The organism is Hymenobacter sp. BRD67, assembly GCF_013256425.1.
GTDB lineage: Bacteria > Bacteroidota > Bacteroidia > Cytophagales > Hymenobacteraceae > Hymenobacter.
The window spans coordinates 546115-558848 of sequence record NZ_CP053904.1 but is presented as its reverse complement, the minus strand read 5'-3'; the positions used below and the strand labels follow the sequence as shown (position 1 = coordinate 558848).

Annotated in this window: 7 protein-coding genes; 2 read left to right on the top strand and 5 right to left on the bottom strand. The window is 59.7% G+C overall.

Features of this window, described 5'->3' with window-relative positions; translation table 11 throughout:
• Positions 1–32 precede the first annotated feature (32 nt).
• Positions 33–806: a DUF72 domain-containing protein gene (locus tag GKZ67_RS02530; protein WP_173241008.1), complete on the top strand. Its 774-nt coding sequence runs from the start codon at positions 33–35 to the stop codon at positions 804–806.
• A gap of 68 nt (positions 807–874) precedes the next feature.
• Here the strand turns inward: GKZ67_RS02530 and GKZ67_RS02525 are convergent, their stop codons facing one another.
• The 3 genes from GKZ67_RS02525 to GKZ67_RS24280 form a co-directional block, all read right to left on the bottom strand.
• The gene (locus GKZ67_RS02525) at positions 875–1771 is read right to left on the bottom strand and encodes a hypothetical protein (protein WP_173241007.1); all 897 of its coding nucleotides are present in this window, start codon (positions 1769–1771) and stop codon (positions 875–877) included.
• 310 nt (positions 1772–2081) lie between these two features.
• Complete coding sequence (locus tag GKZ67_RS02520; protein WP_254245020.1) at positions 2082–3626, bottom strand: M20/M25/M40 family metallo-hydrolase; 1545 nt, start codon at positions 3624–3626, stop codon at positions 2082–2084.
• Between the two features lie 259 nt (positions 3627–3885).
• Complete coding sequence (locus tag GKZ67_RS24280; protein ID WP_173241006.1) at positions 3886–5526, bottom strand: OmpA family protein; 1641 nt, start codon at positions 5524–5526, stop codon at positions 3886–3888.
• Positions 5527–6562: 1036 nt separating this feature from the next.
• On the opposite strand from GKZ67_RS24280, the gene bglX reads away from it, so the two are divergent.
• On the top strand, positions 6563–8881 hold the full coding sequence (gene bglX, locus GKZ67_RS02510) for a beta-glucosidase BglX (RefSeq protein WP_173241005.1): 2319 nt from the start codon (positions 6563–6565) through the stop codon (positions 8879–8881).
• Positions 8882–8971: 90 nt separating this feature from the next.
• On the opposite strand, the gene GKZ67_RS02505 is transcribed toward bglX, so the two are convergent.
• Together GKZ67_RS02505 and GKZ67_RS02500 are read right to left on the bottom strand one after the other, a co-directional pair.
• Positions 8972–10051, bottom strand: a complete 1080-nt coding sequence (locus tag GKZ67_RS02505; RefSeq protein WP_173241004.1) for an NAD(P)-dependent alcohol dehydrogenase — start codon at positions 10049–10051, stop codon at positions 8972–8974.
• A 193-nt stretch (positions 10052–10244) separates the two neighbouring features.
• Positions 10245–12698: a S9 family peptidase gene (locus GKZ67_RS02500; protein WP_173241003.1), complete on the bottom strand. Its 2454-nt coding sequence runs from the start codon at positions 12696–12698 to the stop codon at positions 10245–10247.
• Positions 12699–12734 lie beyond the last annotated feature (36 nt).

The following is a 12734-nucleotide window of genomic DNA, read 5'->3' as shown; positions in this document are numbered from 1 at the left end:
TTTTTTAATATTTTTATCTGTTCCTTCTGCTGATGCCTACCTACCATATCGGCTGCTCGGGCTATCACTACCGGCACTGGCGCGGTGTTTTTTACCCTGAAAAGCTCCCCATGCGCCGCTGGTTTGAGTTTTACAGTCAGCACTTCAGCACGCTGGAGCTGAACGTGACTTTCTATCGTTTTCCGCAGCTGTCGTTTCTGGAAAACTGGTACGCGCAGAGTCCGGCCGATTTTCAGTTTGCCCTGAAAGCCCCGCAGCTTATCACGCACTACAAGCAGTTTCACGGAGTGGGCCAGCTGCTCGGCGATTTTTACGATACGGCTGGCCGGGGCCTGCTCGAAAAGCTGGGGCCGGTGCTGTTTCAGCTGCCGCCGCGCATGGCCTACGAGCCCGACCGCCTCACCCGCATTCTCGACTGCCTCGACCCGTCGTTTGTCAACGTGCTGGAGTTCCGGCACGCCAGCTGGTGGCGCGAGGAGGTGTACGAAGCACTGCGCCAGCGCGGCATCGGCTTTTCGGGCCAAAGCCACCCACTGCTACCCGACACGGTACTTGCCACTACCCCTACGCTCTACTACCGCTTCCACGGCGTGCCCGACCTCTACGCCTCGCCTTACCCTACGCAGGCGCTCCGGCGCTACGCCAGTGAGGTAGCCGCTACGCCCGGCGTAGAGCAGGCGTATTTGTACTTTAATAATGATATCGGCGGCTCGGCTATTGGCAATGCACAGGAAATGCGCCAGCTGCTGGGGGCTAAAGCGCTAGTTCTTTCTGAGAAGCAACCGCTGGGCGGCCATTTTCGGTAAAATGCCCCGCTCTAACTAGCCTTCGTGTAGCTTAATCGCCCGCTACGCCTGGACAACAAGCTGCTTCATCAGAGCTGGGCCACCAGGGCATCCAGCGCCTCTTTCACGGTAGGGATTTGGGTGCAGCTGCGCGGGTCCATATCGTTGCCGCCAAAGCCATTGCTTTGGGCCGAGGCTACTTTGGCGATTTTGGCCAGCTCGTGCTTGAGCTCGGTAGGGTGATACGCGGCGAGGGTCCACACGGCCTGCACTTTTACAAAGTCGCGGTCGCTTTTGCGGGTAAGCACTTTGATAAGCTGCTGCTTGGCTTCGGGGGTAGCCGTGGCCGCCAGGGCGCGGGTGGCCGAAACCTGCGCGTGAAAATTGGTTGTATCGCGCAGAAACGGCAGAATGGCGGTGCAATAGGTCGTCAGGCCCAGGTGATACGTGGTTTCGAGGGCTACGTGCTGCAGAAAGAAGGTAGCCTGCTCGGCCGAGTTGCGCTTGGCCGGCGCCAGGGCCAGCGTACTGCTTACAAACTTATTGATATAGTCCGCATCGTACGGCTGCCCGTGGTAATGCTGAAAAATAGCCGTCATGGTAGGCTCGTACACGCTTTGCGGTACCAGGGCCTGGTGGTAGCTGTGCCGATAGGTGGCCGCTACCTTGCTGTGCTTTATCGCCGCAAAGCCCGAGGTAGGGGTGGCAATCGCATAGCCGGCCGCTGTTTTCTGTAAAAAGATATAGCAAGAGTCGATTCCTTCAAACCGAAACCCGGCCTCCTCGCCTGCCTCGTTGCAGAGGTGCAGGCTGTAAAAGCTCGAAACCTCGACCGGACCGGCCAGCGGCTCGCCGGCCAGGGTACGCAATACATTTACGATAGCACCTTTTTTGGGGTCAAAGGTGGTTACGCGGGCCAGCACAAACGAGCCGGATTCTTTTATAACTGTTTCCTGCCAGGGTTCATCCCAGGTAGCAGCGTACACAAAATGGCTACTTAGCAGCGCTAAAGCAACTAGTAAAATCGCAGGCAAACGCATTGAGTAAAGGTCCTATCAGTATGTAATAGATTTAAGCGGGGTTAAAAGTACGACACAAACTGCCCCAACTGCTAGTCGCAGATGCGCTAAGTGGCTATTACTGAATAATTATTGTGGATAGCCGCAGGGCAGGCGCTGGTGCTGGTCTGTGAGCAGGCACCAGCGCCGCCCAGTGGTCCCAGATTAGCAGTGCGGAGCCGCCGGCCGCAAGCCAGCTTCAAAAAACAAAAACAGCTCCTCCTCCGTGGCCCGCGGCTTACTTCAGCGTCATAAGCGCGGCCATTGTCTCAATGCCATCCCAGAGATTACCCAACCGGATATTTTCGTTTTCAGCGTGCTGATTGTTATCGTAATTGGCAACGGGCACGGTTAGCGTAGTTGTACCCAGCTCTTGTTTGAATACATAGAGCGGCAGGCTACCACCGGAAGTGGGCAATAGCACCACCGGCTCCGTTACGGTACTCTGCACTGCCTGCACCACGCGGCCGGCCAGGGGCGAATCCATAGGCGTGCGCTGGGCATTGTAGCCGGTAGCAGGCACCACCCGCACCAGGCGCGGGTACTGCGCCCGCTCGGCATCGGTAGGCTCGGCGCGCGTTACGAAAAAGCCCTGGTGCTCGATGTGCCGCACTACTTTCTGAATCTGCCGCTGGTAGTCGTTGCCCAGCACCAGACGTAAATCCAGCACTGCTTCGGCCGTGGTGGGAATGACGTTGGCTGCCTGCGGACCCACATTGGCACTTCGCATCCCATTGATATTCAGCGAAGGCTGATTGAGTAGCTCGACCAGCGACTGCCCCTGGCCGTCGGGCCGGGCAAAGCCCAGCTCGCGCCGAATGTCATCGTCGATAGTAGGTATACGGCGCAGGGCGTCCTGCTCGGTGGCAGTAAGCGGCACCACGTCGTCGTAGAAGCCCGCAATAGTGACGCGGCCGGTGCTGTCTTTCATAGAGCCCAGCAGGCGGGCCAGCGCCATAGCCGGGTTGGGAGCCCAGTTGCCATAGTGCCCGCTATGCAGCGGGCGCCGGGGCCCGTACACCGTGAGCGCCACATTCACATCGCCGCGGGCACCAAATACTACCTGCTTGCGGCCCGACTGGTGGACAGGCCCATCACAGATTATCCAGAGGTCGGATTGCAATAAGGCCCGGTGCCGGGCCAGCAGCTCGGCCAGGTGGGGCGAGCCAGCCTCTTCCTCACCCTCAAAAAAGAACTTTAGGTTCACCGTAGGCCTGATGCCGCTCTGGGCCAGTGCCTGGTAGCCCGAAATGATGGCCATTACGCCGGCCTTATCGTCGGAGCTGCCGCGGGCGTAGAGACGCCAGTCGGGATTAAGCGGCGTGCCCGGCGCAGGCGTGGGCAGCAGGGCTCCTCCTTTCGCCAGTGAGGCGCTGGCCAATACAGGTTGAAAAGGACTGAGGCCCGCCGCCCATTGCGTCGGGTTGACCGGCTGACCGTCGTAGTGCGCATAAAACACGATGGTGCGGGTGGCACCGGGAACCCGCACCTCGCCATACACGGCGGGTGGCACAGCAGGCGAAGCAGCTTTCAGCAGCTGCACATCGGCAATGCCGCGCTGGCGCATCATGGCCGCGATGGTGGCGGCCGTGCGGTGCAGCCCCGCCGTATCGGCCGCTACGTTGGGGATGGCCAGCAGCCGCGAGTATTCGGCCAGCAGTTCGTGCTCGTGCTGCTGGCGATACTGCCGCACTTTTTTCAGCACTGTAGCCGGCGGGGCCGCCGCCAGTAGCATCGCAACAACTATGGGAAGCATTCCACCCAGCAAATAGCGTTTTTTCATGCCACAAGTAAGGTGCTAGCCGGCAATAAAAGGTAACCTTAGGCAGCGTTTACCACGGATTGAGACTCAATATCAGTCAGAAAAGCGGCTACCTGACTTGCTGACTAAAAGTCCGCGCTACTGTACAGCGACTTCGAGCCTGCGCTAACCCGCTGATAACGGCGTTGCCTACCACATAATTTTATAAGCACCTTTGCGAAGTACACACAAAAAAGCAGCCCGCTCAAGCTGAGCGGGCTGCTTTTTGTGGGGTGGGCGCTTACTTCTTGCGCTTCACCGGGGCCTTATGCGGGGCCTTGTGGGCGGGGGCTTTGCGGGCCGGAGCCTTCTTGGTGGCCGCCTTTTTGACCTCGGCCTCCGAGGGCTCGGCCGGGGCCGGGCCGTACTTCACTTCGGCCGCGTTGGGCTCGCCGGTAAGGAAGGGGTCGAAGTCCACCCGGCGGTTCAGGGCCTGGCCGGCGGCCGTCTTGTTGTCGGCAATGGGCTTGGTTTCGCCGTAGCCGCGGCTCTCGATGCGGTCGGCCGGAATGCCTTTGCTCAGCATGTAGGCGCGGGCCGAAGCGGCGCGCTCGTAGCTCAGGCGCAGGTTGTAGGCGTCGTCGCCCTTGCTGTCGGTGTGGCCGGCAATGCTGAGCGAGTAGTCGGGGTAGTCGTTCATGATTTGCACCATCTGCTGCAGCTTCGGATACGAGGACGGCTTCAGGGTAGCCTTGTCGAAGTCGAAGTTGATGTACTTGGTAGCCTCGTTGAGGATTTTCTTGGCCTCGGCCTTAATCTCGGGGCAGCCTTTATTAGAGGCGGGGCCGGCGCGGTCGGGGCAGCGGTCCTGGTAGTCGGGCACGCCATCGCCGTCGCGGTCGAGCGGGCAGCCCGAGGCATCTACTTTCACGCCCGAGGGGGTGCCGGGGCACTTGTCGAGGTAGTCGGGTACACCGTCGCCATCGGCATCGAGCGGGCAGCCCGAGGCGTCGACGCGCACGCCGGCCGGGGTGTTGGGGCACTTGTCGTCGGCGTCAGCCACGCCGTCGCCGTCAGCATCGGGGCAGCCCTGCAGGGCCACTAGACCCTTCACGGTGGGGCACTTGTCCTGGTAGTCGGCCACGCCGTCGCCGTCGGTGTCAACCGGGCAGCCATTGACGTCCACCTTCACGCCAGCGGGCGTATTGGGGCACTTGTCCTTGCGGTCGGGCACCCCGTCGCCGTCCGTATCCTTGGCTTTGCCCAACGCGGCGGTCAGGCCCACCCCGTACACCAGAAAGCGGTCGTAATACTTGCCGCTGCTGGAGTTATCGACATCGATATTATCGCCGGTAAAGGCGTAGTGCTGGCTGGCGGTTACGTCAAGCCCCACTGCGGGTGAGAGACGGAAACGCAGACCAGCCTGGCCAAACACTTCGGGGCGCCGCACCTGGTTGAAAAAGGTGCCGCTCGTGGTCGTCAGGTTTTGGTTGAACGTAAGGTAGTTGCCCCGGCTGTTGGCGACGAAGAAACCACCGCCGCCCATCAGGTAAGGCTGAATAAAGGATTCCTCTTTCAGAATCTTACCATTGTTGAGCTTCAGCTTCAAGCCCAGGTCAAACATAGCAATGCGGGCTTTGAACTCATCCTGAGGCGCAGCATCTGCGACGTAACGGAAGTTCTGGAAATTGCCGAGCAAGCTTACGTCGAACGACGGCGACAGGTAGCGAGTGATATGCGCGCCCACACCTACCTGCTCAGGAAAGTGCATGACCCCAAAATCACCACCGAGGTTGCCCTGGTATTGTAACAGGCTCACATTAGCACCAATGGCCGTTTTGCGGTCGGGCGTCTGGGCTTGGGTTGCCGTGGCACTAAGCCCGGCGGCCAGCAGCACCGCTCCTGGCAGTAGCCGGCGGAGGGAGGAAGAGAATTCGCTCATATATGAAAAGAAAGGTGTAAAAGGTGAGGCAGCTAGCCCGCAGTAATTATTGGCCTGCTTACGAAGGAATCGATATTTCGGTAATAAAAAAGCGGCCAACCGCCTCATATTTTTTACTTTTCAAAGGAAAACAAGGATTTACGCTTGGCCTGTTTTCTCCGCTACTTTACGTTTTCCTTCTGCCTTTAACGTTGGGTTAGCACGGGCCACGCCCTGGAAATACCCAGTCCGGGCGTTGTTGACATTGTCATTGGCAGCGATAGCCGTGACCTTGCCGATATTTTAAGCCTCGCCGTAGTCGTCGGGCAGGCTGCCTTTGTCGGCATCGTTTCCGACGATGCCAGTCAGGATAATATCCTGACTGAGATTTAAGCAAGGATATAAAACTTATAAATATAATTTTATATAATTAATAGAACAGCTCTCGAACCACGGCTGGGTTGCTCTTGATGGCATCCGGCGGCAGGGAAGGAGTTTGTGGTGCTGCGTACCGCTGCCGATAAGCGCAGCGCCTGGCGGCGCTGAGCGCCCGTGGATGCAGCCTACGCCTATAACATCTACACCGGGCTAGCTCCCGACAAACTATATAGCTACCTCATGGTGAATGGGCACAAAAACTGTTACCTTAAAGGCATGGCCAAAGACCGGCCGTAGTATTTTACTATTAAAGCCATCAACGAAAACGGCGTATCGAGCCGTACTACAGTCAGCAAAGCCGACTGAGGGCCGCGGCCTGAGGGGACAAAAACGCCGGATAGCGCACTAGCCGAAAGCCGGGCGCTTTTTTTACTTTTTCTTTCTGCCTAAATTCTAGCCGGGCTACTCCACGAAGGGAAACGCGGTTAAGGCACACGCCGGCCACATTGGGGCAATGGCTATGCCCAAAGGCTGCTTTCGGCAAGCAGCTACTGCACACGCCCCAGCGCCATAGTAAGGTATTAGCCAGGCTAAAATGGCCGTAGCTACCACCAAACGCAGTTTTATCAACCCAACTACTGCTCTAACTTTCCGCTTAGTAATTCCTAACTACCCTTTCATGAAACACCGCAAGTCGCTCTTCGGGGCCACGCTACTCGTGGCCTTGAGCCTGGCCAGCGCCCACGCCCAAGCTCCACCCAAACCCACCCTTCCCCTCTCCGACGCCAAAATGCAGCAGTTCATAACGAGCCTGATGCAAAAAATGACGCTCGAGGAAAAAATTGGTCAGCTCAACCTCGTTTCGGTGGGCTTCGACGTGACCGGGCCGGTGGTGAGCAAGGACGTGGACGCCAACATCAAGAAGGGCCTGGTGGGCGCGGTACTCAATACCTATACCCCGGTGGCGGCCCACAAGCTGCAAGCCCTGGCCGTGCAGGAATCGCGGCTGCATATTCCGCTTATATTAGGCTACGACGTTATTCACGGGCACCGCACCATCTTCCCGATTCCGCTGGGGCTGGCCGCCAGCTGGGATATGAGCGCCCTGGAACGCAGCGCCCGCATCGCGGCCGAAGAATCGGCCGCCGATGGCATCAACTGGGTGTACTCTCCCATGGTAGACATTGCCCGCGACCCGCGCTGGGGCCGCGTGGCCGAAGGTGCTGGCGAAGACCCCTACCTGGGCTCGCGCATTGCCGAGGCCATGATACGCGGCTACCAGGGCCCCAACAACGACATGACCCGGCCCGAGAACGTGATGGCCTGCCTCAAGCATTTTGCGCTCTACGGCGCAGCCGAGGCCGGGCGCGACTATAACACCACCGACATGAGCCGCCAGCGCATGTACAATGAGTATCTGCCGCCCTATCGGGCTGCCGTAAAAGCAGGCGTGGGCTCGGTAATGTCTTCGTTTAATGACGTTAATGGCATCCCGGCCACGGCCAACAGATGGCTACTGACCGACTTGCTGCGCAACCAGTGGGGCTTCACCGGCTTTGTAGCCACCGATTACACGGCCATCAACGAGATGGAAGCCCACGGCATGGGCGACGAGAAAAAGGTGTCGGAGCTGGCCCTGAAAGCGGGCGTCGACATGGACATGGTAGGCGAAGTATTTTTAAAGCAGCTGGCTACCAACCTTAAGGAGGGAAGCGTGCGCCAGGCCGATATCGACCAGGCCTGCCGCCGCGTGCTGGAAGCCAAGTATAAGCTCGGCCTCTTTCAGGACCCCTACCGGGGCGTGACGGAGGAACGCGCCAAGGCCACGATGATGAAGCCCGCTTATATCGAGGAAGCCCGCTCCATTACGCGGCGCACCCTGGTGCTGCTTAAGAACGACCGGCAAACGCTGCCGTTGAAAAATACCGTCAACATCGCCGTAGTAGGGCCGCTGGCCGACCGCGCCCGCGACATGATTGGCAACTGGAGCGGGGCCGGCGATGGCAAGCAGGCTGTTTCTATCCTGCAGGGAATCAAAAATGTGGGCGGGCCCGGTATCCGGGTAACGTATACGCAAGGCGTGAACGTTACCGACGACGACCAGCTGATTCGGCGCCTTAATGCCTACGGCGGCGAGCTGAGCATCGACGCCCGCCCTGCCGAAACTACCATTGCCGAGGCTGTGCGCGCGGCCCAGGCGGCCGACGTGGTCGTGGCCGTGGTGGGCGAAAGCCAGGGCATGACCGGCGAAGCTGCCAGCCGCGCCGACATTGGCCTGCCAGGCCGCCAGCTCGACCTGCTCAAAGCCCTGAAAGCCACTGGTAAGCCCCTCGTGCTTGTGCTCGTAAACGGCCGCCCACTGGCCCTACCCTGGGAAAACCAGAACGCCGATGCCATTCTGGAAACGTGGTTTGGCGGTACGCAAGCCGGCAATGCCGTGGCTGATGCCCTCTTCGGGGCCTACAACCCATCGGGCAAGCTCACCATGACCTTTCCGCAATCGGTGGGGCAGATTCCGATATACTATAATCATAAGAGCACCGGCCGCCCTTACGCCGGCGTGCTGCTCGATAAGTACAAGTCGCGCTACCTCGATATCTCCAACGACCCGCTCTATCCTTTCGGCTTCGGCCTGAGCTACACCACGTTTAGCTACTCCAAGCCAACTATCAGCAAGAATACCCTACGCCCCGACGAAGGCCTCACAGTGAACGTAACTGTGCAGAATACCGGCCAATACGATGGCGAAGAAATAGCTCAGCTCTATATTCGAGACCTTGTAGGCTCCAGCACTCGCCCGGTGAAAGAATTGAAGGGCTTCCAGAAAATTCTGCTTAAAAAGGGTGAAAGCCGCCAGCTGACCTTTCACCTCACGGCCGACGACCTGAAGTTTTACAACGATGACCTCAAGTTTGTGGCTGAGCCCGGCGACTTCCAGGTATTCGTGGGCGGCAACTCGCGCGACGTGCAGGCGGCCAGCTTCACGCTGGCGAAGTAATAAGAATAAGTGCTCGAACTACTAGAAAAAGGCCCATAACGCTCATTATGGGCCTTTTTCAGGTCAACCTGGCGTTCGAGCAACCCGAACTCACGCTTCCGCTTTCAGCGAAGCCATATCGATAACGTAGCGGAAGCGCACTTCCTCGTCCATCATCTCCTTATAGGCATCGTTAACTTCCTGCATGTTAATCATCTGCACCTCGGGCAGAATATGGTGTTCGGCGCAAAAATCCAACACCTCCTGGGTTTCGGCAATACTGCCAATAACGGAGCCGGCTACCGAGCGGCGGTGCATGGCTACCTCCATGTTGTTGAGCGGCAGCTTATACGGCCCCAGTAGCCCCACCGTCGTGATGACGCCGTCGCGCCTGGCCAGCTTCACGTAGTCATTCACATCAAACATGTCAGGAATGGTGATGAGAATAAAGTCGTACTTCAGCTCGTGCGCCTTCATCGACTCCGCATCGGTCGAAATCAAGACCTCGTGGGCACCCAGCTGCTCGGCAGCTTCACGCTTTTTCTCGTCGCGCGTCACGGCCGTTACCGTAGCACCCAGCGCCCGCGCCAGTTGCACAGCCATGTGGCCCAGCCCGCCAATACCCACCACGGCCACGCTCTGCCCGGGGCCGACCTTCCAGTGTTTCAGGGGCGAGTAAGTAGTTACCCCAGCACACAGAATTGGGGCCGCTGCGCTGATATCCAACGCCTTCGGGATGCGTAGCACAAACGATTCCTTCACCGTGATGTTGGTAGAGTAGCCGCCGAAGGTATTGAAATCTTCGTTTTCGGGTTTCATGTACCCGTTGTAGGTGGCCGTCCAGCTTACGGGGCCTTCGCAGTAGTTTTCCTCCTTTTCCCGGCACGCCGGGCACACGCCGCACGAGTCAATCATGCAGCCGACGCCCACGATGTCGCCCACTTTAAACTTGGTAACGCCGCTGCCGATTTCATCAATGCGCCCGATAATCTCGTGCCCCGGCACGCAGGGATAAATCGTGTTATGCCAGTCGTTCCTGACCTGGTGCAGGTCGGAGTGACACACGCCGCAGTACAGAATGTCGAGGTGAACCTCGTCGGCTTTGGGCGCCTGGCGCTCAATTTCCATCGGCTTGAGGCCATTGAATACAGAGCCGCTGGCCCCATAGGCTTTAGTGGGAATAGCTTGCATTAGTGGAAAAGGAAGTTGGAAAATAGAAAAGCGACGTTTTCCAACGGCCAGACCAGCGTAGGAGTTATAGTTCAGGTTGCTTCAGCAGGAGAGAAACGCGAGATAGCGGCCATAGCCGGCCATAAAAAGAGGGGTATGCCTCCTCTCGTCGGCAATACCCCTCTCTCTTGTTCGGCAATACCCTGCCTACTTTCTAATTCACTGCCGGAGCCGGGGTCTTCACGTACTTATTCAGCCACGAATCCATTTCCCAGAGCATGTGCAGCAGGTTTTCGCGGGCGGCGTAGCTATGGGCCTCGGCCGGCAGCACCACGTAGCGCACGGTAGCGCCCTGGCCTTTCAGCGCTGCATAAAAGCGCTCACTCTGAATGGGAAAGGTACCCGAGTTGTTGTCGGCCTCGCCATGAATAAGCAGGATGGGCGTCTTGATTTTATCGGCAAAGTTGAAGGGCGACATGGCATCGTACACGCCCTTGGCCTGCCAGTAGGTACGCTCTTCCCCCTGAAAGCCAAAGGGCGTGAGCGTACGGTTGTACGCGCCGCTGCGGGCAATACCGGCTTTAAATAAGTTGGAGTGGGCCAGCAGATTAGCGGTCATAAACGCGCCGTAGCTGTGGCCCATTACCGCTACGCGGGCCGGGTCAACCACGCCCAGGCGGGCGCCTTCGTCAATGGCGGCCTTGGCGCTGCTCACCAGCTGCTCGGTGTAGGTATCGTTGGGCTCGGCGCTGCCTTCCCCCAAGATGGGCACGGTGGCATTTTCGAGCACGGCATAGCCCTGCGTTACCCAGTACACCGGCGAGGCCCAACTGATGCGCGTAAACGTGTAAGGGGAGCCGTTCACCTGGCCCGCGTTGGCTTTGTCCTTAAACTCGACGGGGTACGCCTCCATCAGGGTAGGCAGCGGGCCGTCGGTCTTTTTGTAGTTCGGGGGCAGGTAGAGGTTGGCTGTCAGGTCGACGCCATCGGCCCGCTTGTAGTGCAGCACCTGCTTGCGAAAGCTGCCGCCAAACTTAGCGTACGGGTTGGCAAAGTGCGTGAGGGCCAGCGGCTGGGCTTTTTTACCCAGCTCGCGCAGGAAATAGTTGGGGTTTTGGTCGGCGGCTTCGCGGCGGGTCAGCAGCTCCATCTGGCCTTTTTTGCCCTCAAAAACAGTCACCGGCACTTCGTAGTACGGCGCTTCGGAGCGCCACAGCCGGGCGGTTTTCTTGGTCTGAAGGTTCAGCTCATCCACAAAGGGCCGGTCGCCTTCGGGCGAAGCGCCCTGCCCCGACAGGTAAATGGCCTTCCCGCCCTGGCTCAGGCGTAGCACGTAGCGGCCCTGGGCGTTGCGGCGCGTAACCGGCGTGCCGGGGTTGTGGTATGTATCCTGCGACGAGCCATCGAACAGTACTTTCAGGGGCTGGCCAGGGGCGGCGGGGTCGAGCTGCCAGGTGGTTTCGTGGCGGTCGGCCCAGCGGTAGCCATCTACCAGCGCCAGGTGGTCGGTGCCCCAGGTAAGGCCGGCGTAGCGCAGCGGCAGGGCCGCCAGCTCCTGCGGCGAGCCGCTGAAGGGGGCAGGCAGCAAATATAGCTTTTCCCTGATAGTAGTCTTTACCTTGGGGTCGCCGCCATCCTGGGCTTCGGCATAGGAGAGCGTGGCCGGCACGTCGGCGCGCCAGGCGTGGTCGCGCGGACCGGTGGGCACGGCATCGAAGTTGGTTGGCACGTTGTCGGCCAGCGGCAGGTCGACAATGGTTTTGACCAGGCTGCCCGTAGCTACGTCGAGCACGTCTATCCGCTGCGGAAAGCTGCTGATGGGCAAGGTGTACGAATAAGGCTTGTGCGCCGTCCGCACCAGCACGTAGCGCCCATCGGGCGAGGGCGACACCGACCGCAGCACGCCCGGCTCGCCGAGCGGCTGGGCCGAGCCGTCGGCCAGCTTTACTTTCACCAGCTGTGCGGTAGCATAATAATCGAAAAGGTGCTCGTCGGCCGGGTTTTTCAGCAAATCCTGGTAGGTACGGGCTCCCGACTTTTTGCCGCTGCCGGCTTCCTGCACGGCCGGGCCGGTGGGCGTAGCATCGGCGGCCGGGGCCGGCCCACGGCCGGCGGGCACCACGCGGGCCAGCAGCGTCTGGCTATCCGACACCCATTCGAAGGCGGTCCCGAACGTTTCGTTGAGGGGCGTGGCCAGCAGGCGGCGCGCCGAGTTCGTGGCTACGTCGGCCACCCACAGCTCCACGCGGCCCGCGGTGCCTTCGCTGGCGGGCGTGGTAAGGCTGAAAGCCAGGTATTTATTATCGGGCGACCAGCTCGGGTTACTGATGCGGGCCTGCACCGGCAGGCCCTGCACCGGCGTTTCGGCCCCGGCGGGCAGGCGCTTAAACTGCAGCCCTACGGCGTAGCTTACCCGGCTCGGGCCATTGGTGCGCGGGTTGAGCCGCAGGCCGGCCAGGCGCAGCTCGGGCTGCGACAGCTCAGCAATAGTCGGAAAGTCCTGCACCGCCAGGATGGCCAGCACGCTGCCATCGCCCGAGAGGCTGACGCGGGGCGTGGGTGGCGCCAGCAGCAGGTCGCGGATGGCCGCCGGTGGCTCGTGGTACTGGGTTTCCTGGGCCATAGCCGGGGCAGCAAGGAGAAGAAGGACGGGGAAGAGTTTTTTCATGGGCAGATAGGTTGGAAAACGAAAGAACGTCAGGCT